The following is a 12,814-nucleotide window of genomic DNA, read 5'->3' on the forward strand; positions in this document are numbered from 1 at the left end:
AGCGCGCTGGTCGCGCCGATGGAGATCCCGGCCGCGGCCGAAGTGCCGCCGGAGCGGCAGAGCTGGATGGAACGGCTCAGCGCCGGCCTGCGCAAGACCGGCAGCAGCATTTCGCAGGTCTTCACCGGCGCGCAGATCGACGACGCGCTCTACGAAGAGCTCGAGACGGCGCTGCTGCTGGCCGACACCGGAGTGGCCGCCACCGAATTCCTGCTCGGCGAAGTGAAGCGCAAGGTCGCCGCGTCCGGCGCCACGCGCCCGGTGCAGGCCAAGAACATCCTGGTGGACGCCCTCACGCAGCTGCTGCGCCCGCTGGAGAAGCCGCTGGAGATCGGCGAGCAGGTGCCGACGGTGATCATGGTCGCGGGCGTCAACGGCGCCGGCAAGACGACCTCCATCGGCAAGCTGACCAAGCACCTCGCCGACGACGGCGAAACCGTGCTGCTCGCTGCGGCCGACACCTTCCGCGCGGCGGCGAAGGAACAGCTGGCCGTCTGGGCGGACCGCAACAAGGTGGAGATCGTCAGCCAGGAAGGCGGCGATCCGGCGGCTGTGAGTTTCGACGCGGTATCCGCCGGCAAGGCACGTCGCAAGGACGTCGTGATCGTCGACACGGCCGGCCGCCTGCCGACCCAGCTGCACCTGATGGAGGAACTGCGCAAGATCAAGCGCGTGGTGACCAAGGCCGACGCGAGCGCGCCCCACGAGGTGCTGCTGGTGATCGACGGCAACACCGGCCAGAACGCGCTGCAGCAGGTGAAGGCCTTCGACAACGCGCTGCAACTCACCGGCCTGATCGTCACCAAGCTCGATGGCACGGCCAAGGGCGGCGTGCTGGCGGCGATCGCGAAGGAGAAGCCGGTGCCGGTGTATTTCATCGGCGTCGGGGAGAAGCTGGAAGACCTGGAGACCTTCAGCGCGCGGGAGTTCGCGCTGGCGCTGCTGTCCTGACTGCCTTCGGCTGAACGCTGGGGTTGCACCCCAGCCTACGGTTGCACACGTCCCTCGTAGGCTGGGGTGGAACCCCAGCATCGGCATCACATGGCCAGCTGCCCGCCCGCGATCGCCGGCGGCGTGACCTCTTCGCGAACCCACGCCGCATAGGCCTCGCTCGCCCGCATCGTCACCGCCACGAACTGCGGCACGTCGTACGGATGCTTGTCGCGAAACAGCGCCTGCAGCGCCCGCTCGCACTGCGGCACGGTCTTGATCGTGAGCCGCACTTCCGGGTCCTCGCGGTCCTGGCCCTGCCAGCGGTAGAAGGAGGTCAGCCCCTCTTCCAGCTGCACGCAGGCGGCCAGGCGCTGCTGCAGGATGTCGCGGGCGAGGGCCTGCGCATCCGGGAGGGAGCCGACGGTCGTCGTCACCGCCAGGATGTCGCAATCTTTACAGTCTTCCATGCTCCGGCCTCCCAGAATCCGCGCATTGTCAGCCGCCAGGAGCGCCCCATGTCCACCCTGACCGATGCCGGTTCCGCCGCCTCCCCGCGCAAGATCGACCAGCTGCTGGCGCACTACGGGGAAAGCCACCGGCACCCGACCAACGAGAAGATCCACTTCGTGGCGATCCCGCTGATCATGCTGAGCCTGCTGGGCCTGCTGTTCGCCATCCATCCGTGGGTGGCCTACGGCTTCGTGCTGGCCAGCTGCGTCTACTACGCCCGGCTGTCGCTGGTCTGGCTGGCGGCCATGGCGGTCGTGTCGATTGCCATGCTGGCCTTGGTCCACGCCATGGGTGGGCGCGTACTCATCATTTCGGCGGCGATCTTCGTCGCGGCCTGGATCGCCCAGTTCGTCGGCCACAGGATCGAAGGCAGGAAGCCCAGCTTCTTCGAGGACTTGCAATACCTCTGGGTCGGCCCCATGTTCGTGCTGAGCAAGCTGTTCCTGAAGCTCGGCATCCGCTGGTAGGCGGCGCTTTCCGGGGCAGCCCGCCCCAGCCGGCGCCGACTACGCCCCTTCGGCCCGTGCGCCTACGGAACCCTTTGCTTAGCAGTCTGTCCAACAGAGTGCTAATATTTTCACGAGCAAAAGGAGTTTCCGGTATGTCCTCATCCCTTGGAGCCTCGGGTACCACGGCATTGGCGGTCGCCAATCCCTGGGCCGTCGTTCCTTCGCTGGGCAACCTGGACGCATACATCTCGGCGGTCAATCGGCTGCCGATGCTGACGGCGGAGGAAGAGCAGGAGTTCGCCAAGAAATTCCGGGAAGAGAACGACCTGGAAGCCGCCGGAAAGCTGGTGCTGTCGCACCTGCGCCTGGTGGTCTCGGTGTCCCGCAAGTACCTGGGCTACGGCCTGCCGCACGGCGACCTGATCCAGGAAGGCAACATCGGCCTGATGAAGGCCGTGAAGCGCTTCGATCCGAACCAGGGCGTGCGGCTGGTCAGCTACGCCCTGCACTGGATCAAGGCGGAGATCCACGAATACATCCTGAAGAACTGGCGCATGGTGAAGGTGGCCACCACCAAGGCCCAGCGCAAGCTGTTCTTCAACCTGCGCTCGATGAAGCAGGGCTTCAAGGACGACGAGGACGCGCAGACGCACCGCGAGACGCTGACCGACGCGCAGATCGAAGTGATGGCCCGCCAGCTGAACGTCAAGCGCGAGGAAGTGATCGAGATGGAGACGCGCATGTCCGGCGGCGACGTCGTGCTCGATCCGGGCCCGGCCGACGACGGCGAGGAGGCCTACGGCCCCATCGCCTACCTCGCCGACGCCTCGCACGAGCCCACCGCGGAACTGGAAGGCCGAGAGCGCGACGCCATGGCCACCGACGGCATCGCCGCGGCCCTGGAGGAGCTCGATCCGCGCAGCCGCCGCATCGTGGAGGAGCGCTGGCTGAAGGTGAACGACGACGGTTCCGGCGGCATGACGCTGCACCAGCTGGCGGCCGAATACGGCGTGTCGGCCGAGCGGATCCGCCAGATCGAAGTGGCGGCCATGAAGAAGATGAAGAAGGCGCTGGCGGCCTACGCCTGATCCGCGCCTCGCATCCCAGGACAAGCCCGGCCTCCGCCGGGCTTTTTTTGTTGTTCCCTGGCCGCGTTCCGTCGCCCCGGCGGTGACAGCTCATCCATGGCCCTGCAACAATCAGTGCCCATGAGAAGGGGGCTCACAAGCGCCATCGGCGCCCTACTGATTTGGTGCGCCCTTTTGGGGGCCGCGACGGCGTCCCGTGCGGACGACGTTCCGCCGCGCCCGGCCCTTTTGCAACTGGCCGGCCAGTCGGTGATCCACCTCAACGGCAAGAGCCTGGCGTGGATGGACGACGGCGGCGGCGCGCGGGTCGAAGACCTGGAGGCGGGCGGCGACAAGGTGATCTGGCGCACGCGCAAGCGCGACTACCAGGCCCACCTCGACGGCGGCGCGCTGTGGATCCAGTTCGAAGCCGCCGCTCCCGCGGGCGAGCACTGGTACGTGGAAGTCGGCGGCTCCGTCTACGACAGCGTCAAGCTGTTCTACCGCGACGCGGGCGGCCGCTGGGTGGTGCAGGAAGCAGGCACCCAGCAGGAAGTCGCCCAATGGGCCGTGCCGGGCCGGCTGCCGACCTTCGCTCTGGCCGCCAGCGGCGCCGCGCCGGTGCGCTACTGGCTGCGCGTGGGCGACGAACGCGCCGACTTCTCGTCGCCGGTGACGCTGTTCCGGGAGGATGCGCTGCAGGCCAGCCGCGAGAAGGAACAGTTCCTGTTCGGTGCCTATTTCGGCCTCGCGGCGCTGGTGACGGCGGCTGCCATCGTCGTCGGCACCGTCTTCCGCGACAAGGGCTTCCTCGCCTTCGCGCTCTACACCGCGCTGCTGGTCGCCGGCCAGCTGGGACGCGTGGGCGTCGGCGCGCAATACCTCTGGCCCGAGTGGCAGATCTGGAACAACACGGTGCTGGGCCTGTGGCCCGGTGCCGCGGCCGCGGCGGCGCTGTGGTTCACCAAGGTGGTCACCAATCCGAGGCGGCTTTCGCGCACGCTGGACCTGGCCGTCTGGGGGGTGCTCGCGGCGGTGCTGGCCGGCGTCGCGCTCGACCTCGCGGTCGCTTCGCGCCTGACCATGACGCTGGTGCTGTCGCTGACGTCGCTGGCCCTGGTGGCGATCTTCGGCATGCTGCTGTGGGGCTGGGTCGACGGCGAGGACCGCCACCTGCGGCTGGTGGCGATCGGCTTCCTGCCGGTGCTGCTGATGGCGCTGTTCCCGCTGGCGCGCGGCTTCGGCCTGGTGCCCACGAGCGTGCTGACGCGCTTCGGCCTGTTCTTCGGCGCGGCGCTGGAGCTGCCGCTGATCTACTACGCGCTGAACATGCGCCTGATGGCACGGCGCGAGAGCGAACTGCGCGCCAGCGCGCTGTCCCGCACCGACGCCCTCACCGGCCTGCCGCACCGGCAGGCGCTGGTGGAGCGCCTCGACACCAGCCTGGCCCACGCCCGGGCGCAGAAGCAGAACTGCGCCTTGCTGGGCGTGCGCATCTCCAACCTGGAGGCCATCGCCGAGGAGTTCGGCAAGGAAGCCGTCGAGAAATCGCTGGTGATCGCGGCGTCGCACCTGCGCCGCTGCGCCGTCGGTTACGACATGGCCGCCCGGGTGGGCGAGCGCGAATTCGCGCTCCTGGTGGAAGCGCCCGTCACGCGGCAGGCCGTGACCTCGCGCGCGCAGCAGGTGGTGGCGAGCGGCCTGCGCCAGATGGAGTCGCTGCCCTCGGCGCTGACGCTGAAGTTCCACGTCACGGCCGCCATGCTGCCCGATCCGCAGCACGATGGCGCCGCCACCCTGCAGTGGGTCCACGAAGGCCTCGACGCGATCGAGCCGGACGCGCGCAAGCTGATCAAGCCGTTGAACTTCTAGCCGCCGCCGGCCGGCCATCGGCCTGGGCGCGGAACGGGGCCTCAGGCCTTGAGCAGCAGCCGGATGTCGTCGGCCAGCGCCTGCGGGCCGCTGCCGTAGCGCGAGTAGAGGCGCAGGCGTCCCTGCGGGTCGTAGACGAAGCTGGAGGCCGAATGGTCCATCAGGTAGATGCCCGGCTTCTTCGTCTCGACCTTCTTGTAGTAGACCTTGAAGTCCTTGGCGACCGCCGCGGTCTGCTCCGGCGTGCCGCGCAGCGCGATGAAGTCGGGACCGAAGTTGCCGACGTAGGCCTTGAGCACTTCGGGCGTGTCGCGCTCGGGATCCACCGTGACGAGCACCGGCTGCACCTTGTCGCCGTCGGCGCCGAGCAGCTTCTTCGCCTGCGCGATCTCGGCCAGCGTCGTCGGGCAGGCGTCGGGACACTGCGTGTAGCCGAAGAAGACCACGACCACCTTGCCGGCGAAGTCCTTGACGCTGCGCATCTTGCCGTCGACGTCGGGCAGCGGGAAATCCCGGGCGTAGTCGGCGCCGGTGATGTCCACCGCCTTGAACTGCGGCTTGCTTTCCGCGCAGCCGGCCAGCAGCGCGAAGGATCCGAGGGAGAGGAGGGCTTGGCGTCGCAGCATGGTCTTCAGAAAGGAAGGTAGTGGTCCAGCAGCAGCGCCGCGAACAGCGCGCTCAGGTGGATCAGCGAAAAACGGAAGGTCTGGCGCGCGAGCGCGTCGGAGTACTCGCGCCAGAGGCGGAAACCGTACCACGTGAAGCCCGCGCTGAGAACCAGAGCCGCAACCAGGTAGGTCCACGAGCTCATGCCGTAGGCGAAGGGCATCAGGCAGGCCGCGAACAGCACGATGGTGTACAGAAGGATCTGCAGCCGGGTGAACTCGTTGCCGTGCGTCACCGGCAGCATCGGCAGGCCCGACTTGCGGTAGTCCTCCACGCGGTACAGCGCCAGCGCCCAGAAGTGCGGCGGCGTCCACAGGAAGATGATCAGGAACAGGATCAGCGCCTGCGGCCCGACGTCGCCCGTCATCGCCGCCCAGCCGAGCACCGGCGGCATGGCGCCCGAGGCGCCGCCGATCACGATGTTCTGCGGCGTCAGCGGCTTGAGGATCACCGTGTAGACCACGGCATAGCCGATGAAGGTGGCCAGCGTCAGCCACATGGTGAGCGGATTCACCCAGGCGTACAGGATCCACGAACCGAGCCCGCACAGGCCCGCGGAAAAGAGCAGCGTCTGCCAGTCGCCCAGCTCGCCCTTGGCGGTGGGGCGCCAGGCAGTGCGGCGCATCTTGGCGTCGATGCCCTTCTCCACCAGGCAGTTGAAGGCGGCGGCGGCGCCGGCCACCAGCCAGATGCCCAGGCAGGCGATCGCCGCCACGCGCACGTCCCGCCAGGCCGGCACGCCGGGGACGGCCAGCACCATGCCGATCAGCGCGCAGAACACGATCAGCTGGATCACGCGCGGCTTCATCAGCGCGTAGAACTGGCGCACGATGCTGACGTTCATGCGCGCACCTCGCGCGCGGCCACGCTGTGCACGTTCAACGCTTTGTCCGCGCGGCTCTCGCGCAACGCCCAGGTGAGCGCCACGATGAGGGCGGCGGCACCACCGGTGTGCGACACCGCGGCCACCAGCGGCCAGCCGAGGACGACGTTCGACAGGCCGGTGGCGAACTGCCACAGCGCCAGGCCCGCGATCACGCGCGCGCTCGAACGGAGAGGCCCATTGCGCAGCTTCCACGCGAGCACGCCCAGCCCGACGAACACCAGGTAGGCGGTCAATCGGTGCACGTAGTGGATCGCGGTGAGCGCCGCGAGCGTCACGTGCTCGCCCGCGCCCGTCTTGCCCAGGTCGCGCCAGGGTTCGAAGCCCTCGCGGAAGTTCATCGCGGGCCACCACGCGCCCTGGCAGGTCGGGAACTCGCTGCACACCAGCACCGCGTAGTTGGTGCTGGTCCAGCCACCCAGCGCGACCTGCAGCCACACCAGCGCGAAGGCCGCGAGCAGCCAGGCGCGCGCGGGCGCCGGGATCGTCACCGGCCCGCTGCGGCGCTGCGCCTGCCGATAGGCGACGGCCTGCATGCACAGCAAGGCGAGCAGCACCATGCCGCCGAGCAGATGCATCGTGACGATCGCGGGGAACAGCTTCATCGTCACCGTGAGCGCGCCGAAGGCGCCCTGCAGGCACACCCAGGCCAGGGTCAATACCGGCCAGAACGAACTGACCGGCAAGCCCCGCTTGCGCTGCATCCACGTCGCGAGCGCCAGCGTCGTGATCAACACGCCGACACCGGTGGCCAGGTAGCGGTGGACCATCTCGACCCAGGCCTTGCCGTGCGTCACGGGTCCGGTGGGCATCGCGGCTTCCGCCGTGCGGATCTCGTGCAGCGCGCCGATCGGGCTCGCGTTGCCGTAGCAGCCGGGCCAGTCGGGACAGCCGAGGCCGGAGTCGGTCAGCCGCGTGAAGGCGCCGAACAGCACGAGGTCGAAGGTGAGGAACAGCGTCAGCACCGTGAGCGCCGCGAGCCGCTGCGCGGGCGCGGCCTGCCGGTTGCGCAGCCACACCCAGGCGAGCGGGCCGGCGGCCACCGCGATGCCGAGCAGCGCGACGCGCAGCACGGGTGCGAAGTCGTACAGGGCTTGGGCTTGCATGTCTCAGTCCAGGGCCGCCGCGGAACCGGCTTTGCCGGGCCGCTGGGGGCGCCCCCTTGAGGGGGAGGCGCCGAAGGCGCTTCGGGGGTGGGTCATCTCCCTTCCTTGTCCCAGCCGGCGGAAGCGCGCATCAGCCGCTCAAGGTCTTTGCGCGTCTTGGCGGCGCTGACAGTGTCCTGCCCCGCCGGGAAGCGCATCATCCAGTGGCCCATGGGGTCGATCACGTAGAGATGGTCGGGGAGCTGGTGGCCGCGCGCCGGCGCGAGCCATTGCGCGAGCGGCTCGCCCTTCACGCGCAGCACCGTCGCCTGCTGCAGCGCCGGCTTGAGGGAGTCGCGCACCGGCGCGTCGTCGGGGATCAGCCAGACCCAGTCGAGGCGGTCCTTGTCCTTGCCGAGGCCTTCGCGCAGCTGGCGCTGCAGGTACAGGTGGCGCTCGCACGGCGCGTCGCAGCCGCCGCCGGCCACGCTCACCAGCAGCCACTGGCCCTGCAGCGAGGGCAACGCCACCGGCTTGCCGGCGAGGTCGGTCGCGATCACCGAAGGCATGGGGCGCTGCGGGTCGATCAGCTCGCCGTAGTTGCGGCGGCCTTCCGGCCGGACGACGTAATACATGAAGTACGAGGCGATCACGGGGGCCGCGCACACGAGCATCACCGCCAGCATCTTCCAGCGGCCCGTGCGCGTGCGCTGCCCGTCGGCCATGGCGGCACCACCCGGCTCGGGCAGGGAGTGCACCGTCAGCCCGAGCGGCTGGTCAAGCGCGCCGGGCTTGGCGGCGGGGGAGGACGAGTTGGAACCAGACATACAGGATGGCGATCAGCGCGGCGATGGCCCACCACTGGAAGGCGTAGCCGATGTTCTTCTCGGCGCCGCTGGCAGCCTGCGGCCATTGCCGCAGGAGCCCTTCGGAGGGCGCTCCGGCCTGCTGCACCGACAGCGGCAGCAGGGGCAAGCCGGTTTCCGCGCGGAACCGGTCCAGGACGAGATTCTGCCGGATCGGCCCCGTCTCTTCCGTGTCGAAGTCATAAAGCTTGGCGGGCGGCGGGGCCAAGCGGCCGCGGACTTCCACCGCGCCGGCGGGCGTCTGCACCGGCGGCAGCTGCTCGCGCTTCGCGAAGTTGCGCTGCGCCCATCCGCGCTGCACCAGGATCGCGTCGGACCGGCCTTCCAGGCGCAGCGGCGTGACGACATAGAAGCCGGGCACCGCGTTCATCTGCCGGTTGTCGAGGAACACGGTGCGATCGGCGAGCCACTCGCCGCGCAGCACGATGGTCCGGTGCAGCAGCGATTGCGGGTCGCGCGCGGCCGCCGGCAGGTCGGCCGCCGACAACGCCGGCATGCGCTCGCGCGCGGCGATCGCGTCGTGCAGCGCATTGCGCTGCTGGGCCCGGCCCCATTGCCAGAAGCCGAGGTTCACCGTCAGCGCGATGGCCGCCAGCGCCGCGAGGGCGATCACGATCCGCTTCAGCATGCCGCGAAGCCCCCGCCGATAATCGCGGGAATGAAATACTTCGTGGCACTCGGCTTCCTCGCCATCATCGCCAGCCTCGGCTCGGCGCTGTACTTCATGATGAACGACGGCAAGGACGGCAAGCCCAAGACGAACCACATGGCCCGCGCGCTGGCGTTCCGTGTCGGCTTCTCGATCCTGCTGTTCCTGTGCATCCTGCTGGCCTGGAAGCTCGGGTACATCCACCCGACGGGCATTCCGCTGAAGTAGTCCGGTTTCTCAAGGACAAAGGGCCGCTCGCGCGGCCCTTTTCGTTTTCCATCATCCCCGCGAAGGCGGGGACCCAGGGCGCCCTGGCTTCCCGCCTCCGCGGGAATGACGATGCGTGCGTTACAGCCAGTACACCAGCGTGTACAGGAACAGCCACACCACGTCCACGAAGTGCCAGTACCAGGCCGCGCCTTCGAAGCCGAAGTGGCGGTCCGGGGTGAAGTGGCCCTTCATCAGGCGGATGGTGATGAACAACAGCATCAGCATGCCGACGACCACGTGGAAGCCGTGGAAGCCGGTGAGCATGAAGAAGGTCGAGCCGTAGGCGCCGGAGGTGAGCTTCAGGTTCAGCTCGCTGTAGGCGTGGAAGTACTCGTAGCCCTGCACGAACACGAAGGTCAGGCCCAGCAGCACCGTGGCCCACATCCACATCACCGTGGGGCCGCGCTTGCCTTCGCGCAGCAGGTGGTGCGCGATGGTCAGCGTGACGCCGGAGGACAGCAGCAGCGCGGTGTTGATCGTCGGCAGCCAGAACGGCGTCATCGTCTGGAAGGGCTCGACGATGCCGCCGGGCGATGCGGTGGCGCCGGCCTGCACGCTGGGCCACACGGCCTTGAAGTCGGGCCACAGCAGCGCGTTGTCGACGCCGCCGAGCGCGGGCACCGAGTGCGAGCGCATCCACCACAGCGCGGTGAAGAAGGCGCCGAAGAACATCACTTCCGAGAAGATGAACCAGCTCATGCTCCAGCGGAAGGACAGGTCGATCTTGCGGCCGTACTGGCCGGTCTCGCTTTCGCGGATGGCGTCGCCGAACCAGCCGAACAGCACCCAGAACAGCCACAGCAGGCCGAAGGCCACCGACCACTTGCCCCAGTCGACCCCGTTGATCCAGTTGGCCGCGCCGAAGATCACGAAGAACAGCCCGAACGCCGCGAACGCCGGGTGGCGCGAGGGCTGGGGCACGAAGTAATGGGGCGTGGTCCCCGGTGCGCTAGAGCTCATTTCGACTCCTGTACCTATTCCTAATTCTTGACGACCCAATTGACCAGGACGACCAGCCCGACCACGAACATCACGACGACGCCCAGCGCCACGGAGATGATCTGGAAGGGGCTCAGCTTGCCCAGGTCCTCCTCATATGCACTCTTCTTGCGGATGCCCAGGAACGCCCACAGCACCGCCTTGACAGTGCGGATCACGCTCATCCCGGCGCCCCCGTCCTCACTGCCGCCGTCGGCGCCGCCGGCGTCTTCGCGCCGACCTCGAAGAAGGTGTACGACAGCGTGATGGTGGTCACGTCCTTCGGCAGCTTCGGGTCGATGACGAATGCCACCGGCCACTCCTTCTTCTCGCCCGGCTCCAGCGTGTACTGGTTGAAGCAGAAGCACTCCAGCTTGTTGAAGTGCGGCGCCGCGTTGCGCGGGGCGTAGCTCGGGATCGCCTGCGCGGCCATCTTGCGGTCCTGCACGTTCTGGAACTCGTACATGACGGTGGCGAGCTGGCCGGGGTGGACCTGGATGGAGGCCTGCGCCGGCTTGAACTGCCACGGTCCGCGCGCGTTGGCGTCGAACTCCACGGTGATCGTGCGGCTGGCGTCCACCTGCGAATTGGCGGCGGCCTTCGAGGTGCCCGGCACCTGGCGCTCGCTCACCGCCAGGATGTTGATGCCCAGCGCCTCGCAGACGTGCTTGTAGATCGGGATCAGCGCATAGCCGAAGGCGAACATGCCGGCCGCCACGACGGCCAGCTTGCCCAGCATCTTCCGGTTCTCGGCGCCGCGACCCATCTACTTCCCCAGCAGGACCATCTTGACGATGAAGCCGACGAAGAACACCAGCGCGATGGACGCCAGGATCAGCGCCAGGCGCAGGTTGCCCTTCTTGCGGTCTTCGTCGGCCATTGTCACTTCCCTCAGTGAGCGGCCTTGGGGTTCTCGTGCATCACGCGGGCGTCGAGCACGCGCGTGGCGGTCGGGTCCAGGCGCGGGGGCGTCTCGAAGGTGTGGAAGGGCGCCGGCGACGCGACTTCCCACTCCAGGCCCTCGGCACCCTTGCCGTCCGGATCGTTCCAGGGGCGCTGCGGGGCGGCGGCGCCGCGGCCGCGCATCGTGGGCAGCACCACGAAGAAGAAGAAGTACACCTGCGCAAGGCCGAAGGCGAACGCGCCCACCGAGGCCACCGCGTTGAAGTCGGCGAACTGCATCGGGTAGTCGGCGTAGCGGCGGGGCATGCCGGCCAGGCCCAGGAAGTGCATCGGGAAGAAGGTGACGTTGAAGGCGATCAGGGTCCACCAGAAGTGGATCTTGCCGCGCGCCTCGTTGTACATCACGCCCGTCCACTTGGGCGACCAGTAGTAGAAGCCGGCGAACAGCGCGAACAGCGAGCCCGCCACCAGCACGTAGTGGAAGTGCGCCACCACGTAGTAGGTGTCCTGCAGCAGCAGGTCGATCGGCGCCATGGCCAGGATCAGGCCGGTGAAGCCGCCGATGGTGAACACGAAGATGAAGCCCACCGAGAACAGCATCGGGGTCTCGAAGGTCATCGAGCCCTGCCACATGGTCGCGATCCAGTTGAAGATCTTCACGGCCGTGGGCACCGCGATCAGCATCGTCGCGTACTTGAAGAACAGCTGGCCGGTCACCGGCATGCCGGTGGTGAACATGTGGTGCGCCCACACGATGAACGACAGGATCGCGATCGAGCTGGTCGCGTACACCATCGAGGCGTAGCCGAACAGGCGCTTGCGGGCGAACGCGGGCACGACCTGGCTGACGATGCCGAAGGCCGGCAGGATCATGATGTAGACCTCGGGGTGGCCGAAGAACCAGAAGATGTGCTGGTACATCACCGGGTCGCCGCCGCCCGCGGGGTTGAAGAACGTCGTGCCGAAGTGGCGGTCGGTCAGCGTCATGGTGATCGCGCCGGCCAGCACGGGCATCACGGCGATCAGCAGGTAGGCGGTGATCAGCCACGTCCACACGAACATCGGCATCTTCATCAGCGACATGCCGGGGGCGCGCATGTTGAGGATGGTCACGATGATGTTGATCGAGCCCATGATCGAGGAAGCGCCCAGGATGTGCATCGCGAAGATGCCGGCGTCCATCGACGGGCCCATCTGCAGCGTCAGCGGCGCGTACAGCGTCCAGCCGGCGGCGGGGGCGCCGCCGGGCATGAAGAAGGACAGCACGAGCATGAGGCCGGCAGGAATCATCAGCCAGAAGCTGAAGTTGTTCATGCGGGCGAAGGCCATGTCCGGCGCGCCGATCTGCAGCGGGATCATCCAGTTCGCGAAGCCCACGAAGGCCGGCATGATCGCGCCGAACACCATGATCAGGCCGTGCATGGTGGTGAACTGGTTGAACAGCTCGGGGTTGACCAGCTGCAGGCCGGGCTGGAACAGCTCGGCGCGGATGCCCAGGGCCAGCACGCCGCCGAACATCAGCATGAAGAACGCGAACAGCAGGTACAGCGTCCCGATGTCCTTGTGGTTGGTCGCATAGACCCAGCGGCGCCAGCCGGCGGGCGCGTGGTCGTGGTGGTCGTCGTGGCCGTGGGCGTGGCCGTGCGGGTCGAGAACTGCGCTCATGTGTTCCTCTGTTCTTTC

16 protein-coding genes are annotated in these 12,814 nt (G+C 68.1%); 5 read left to right on the forward strand and 11 right to left on the reverse strand.

Features of this window, described 5'->3' with window-relative positions; genetic code table 11:
* Window positions 1-18 precede the first annotated feature (18 nt).
* Entirely contained in the window at window positions 19-951 is a 933-nt protein-coding gene (ftsY, locus tag VF522_RS12470) for a signal recognition particle-docking protein FtsY (protein ID WP_330908648.1), read from the forward strand.
* 86 nt (window positions 952-1,037) lie between these two features.
* On the opposite strand, the gene cutA is transcribed toward ftsY, so the two are convergent.
* Window positions 1,038-1,400 carry a divalent-cation tolerance protein CutA gene (gene cutA, locus VF522_RS12475; protein WP_330908593.1) on the reverse strand — a complete coding sequence of 121 codons (363 nt, stop codon included), beginning with the start codon at window positions 1,398-1,400 and terminating at the stop codon, window positions 1,038-1,040.
* 48 nt (window positions 1,401-1,448) lie between these two features.
* On the opposite strand from cutA, the gene VF522_RS12480 reads away from it, so the two are divergent.
* The 3 genes from VF522_RS12480 to VF522_RS12490 all read left to right on the forward strand — a co-directional run bounded on the left by VF522_RS12480 (window position 1,449) and on the right by VF522_RS12490 (window position 4,831).
* A complete protein-coding gene (locus tag VF522_RS12480; protein WP_330908594.1) occupies window positions 1,449-1,910 on the forward strand; it encodes a DUF962 domain-containing protein in 462 nt (153 codons plus the stop codon).
* Between the two features lie 134 nt (window positions 1,911-2,044).
* Complete coding sequence (gene rpoH, locus VF522_RS12485; protein WP_330908595.1) at window positions 2,045-2,980, forward strand: RNA polymerase sigma factor RpoH; 936 nt, start codon at window positions 2,045-2,047, stop codon at window positions 2,978-2,980.
* A 228-nt stretch (window positions 2,981-3,208) separates the two neighbouring features.
* Entirely contained in the window at window positions 3,209-4,831 is a 1,623-nt protein-coding gene (locus VF522_RS12490) for a sensor domain-containing diguanylate cyclase (RefSeq protein WP_330908596.1), read from the forward strand.
* Between the two features lie 41 nt (window positions 4,832-4,872).
* Here VF522_RS12490 and VF522_RS12495 read toward each other — a convergent pair whose 3' ends face one another.
* The 5 genes from VF522_RS12495 to VF522_RS12515 all read right to left on the reverse strand — a co-directional run bounded on the left by VF522_RS12495 (window position 4,873) and on the right by VF522_RS12515 (window position 8,959).
* On the reverse strand, window positions 4,873-5,457 hold the full coding sequence (locus tag VF522_RS12495) for an SCO family protein (RefSeq protein ID WP_330908597.1): 585 nt from the start codon (window positions 5,455-5,457) through the stop codon (window positions 4,873-4,875).
* Window positions 5,458-5,462: 5 nt separating this feature from the next.
* On the reverse strand, window positions 5,463-6,341 hold the full coding sequence (cyoE, locus tag VF522_RS12500; RefSeq protein ID WP_330908598.1) for a heme o synthase: 879 nt from the start codon (window positions 6,339-6,341) through the stop codon (window positions 5,463-5,465).
* Complete coding sequence (locus VF522_RS12505) at window positions 6,338-7,486, reverse strand: COX15/CtaA family protein (RefSeq protein ID WP_330908599.1); 1,149 nt, start codon at window positions 7,484-7,486, stop codon at window positions 6,338-6,340. Before VF522_RS12505 ends, cyoE begins: the two co-directional genes overlap by 4 nt.
* 92 nt (window positions 7,487-7,578) lie before the next feature.
* Window positions 7,579-8,292 (reverse strand): hypothetical protein, encoded by a 714-nt coding sequence (locus VF522_RS12510; protein ID WP_330908600.1) that lies wholly within the window; start codon window positions 8,290-8,292, stop codon window positions 7,579-7,581.
* On the reverse strand, window positions 8,243-8,959 hold the full coding sequence (locus VF522_RS12515; RefSeq protein ID WP_330908601.1) for an SURF1 family protein: 717 nt from the start codon (window positions 8,957-8,959) through the stop codon (window positions 8,243-8,245). The genes VF522_RS12510 and VF522_RS12515 overlap by 50 nt, the downstream gene beginning before the upstream one ends.
* Before the next feature lie 30 nt (window positions 8,960-8,989).
* Between VF522_RS12515 and VF522_RS12520 the strand changes: the two genes are divergently transcribed.
* The gene (locus VF522_RS12520) at window positions 8,990-9,208 is read left to right on the forward strand and encodes a twin transmembrane helix small protein (protein ID WP_330908602.1); all 219 of its coding nucleotides are present in this window, start codon (window positions 8,990-8,992) and stop codon (window positions 9,206-9,208) included.
* 120 nt (window positions 9,209-9,328) lie between these two features.
* On the opposite strand, the gene VF522_RS12525 is transcribed toward VF522_RS12520, so the two are convergent.
* From VF522_RS12525 to ctaD, 5 genes are read right to left on the reverse strand one after another with little or no spacing between them, the layout of a single operon-like run.
* Window positions 9,329-10,210 (reverse strand): cytochrome c oxidase subunit 3, encoded by an 882-nt coding sequence (locus VF522_RS12525; RefSeq protein WP_330908603.1) that lies wholly within the window; start codon window positions 10,208-10,210, stop codon window positions 9,329-9,331.
* A 20-nt stretch (window positions 10,211-10,230) separates the two neighbouring features.
* On the reverse strand, window positions 10,231-10,413 hold the full coding sequence (locus VF522_RS12530) for a DUF2970 domain-containing protein (protein ID WP_330908604.1): 183 nt from the start codon (window positions 10,411-10,413) through the stop codon (window positions 10,231-10,233).
* Window positions 10,410-10,994, reverse strand: coding sequence for a cytochrome c oxidase assembly protein (locus VF522_RS12535; RefSeq protein ID WP_330908605.1), 585 nt, complete (start codon window positions 10,992-10,994; stop codon window positions 10,410-10,412). Before VF522_RS12535 ends, VF522_RS12530 begins: the two co-directional genes overlap by 4 nt.
* Window positions 10,995-11,108: a cytochrome oxidase small assembly protein gene (locus tag VF522_RS12540; RefSeq protein WP_330908606.1), complete on the reverse strand. Its 114-nt coding sequence runs from the start codon at window positions 11,106-11,108 to the stop codon at window positions 10,995-10,997.
* 11 nt (window positions 11,109-11,119) lie between these two features.
* A complete protein-coding gene (gene ctaD, locus VF522_RS12545; protein WP_330908607.1) occupies window positions 11,120-12,796 on the reverse strand; it encodes a cytochrome c oxidase subunit I in 1,677 nt (558 codons plus the stop codon).
* Between the last annotated feature and the right edge of the window lie 18 nt (window positions 12,797-12,814).

Source organism: Ramlibacter sp., from assembly GCF_036383835.1.
Lineage (GTDB): Bacteria > Pseudomonadota > Gammaproteobacteria > Burkholderiales > Burkholderiaceae_C > Ramlibacter.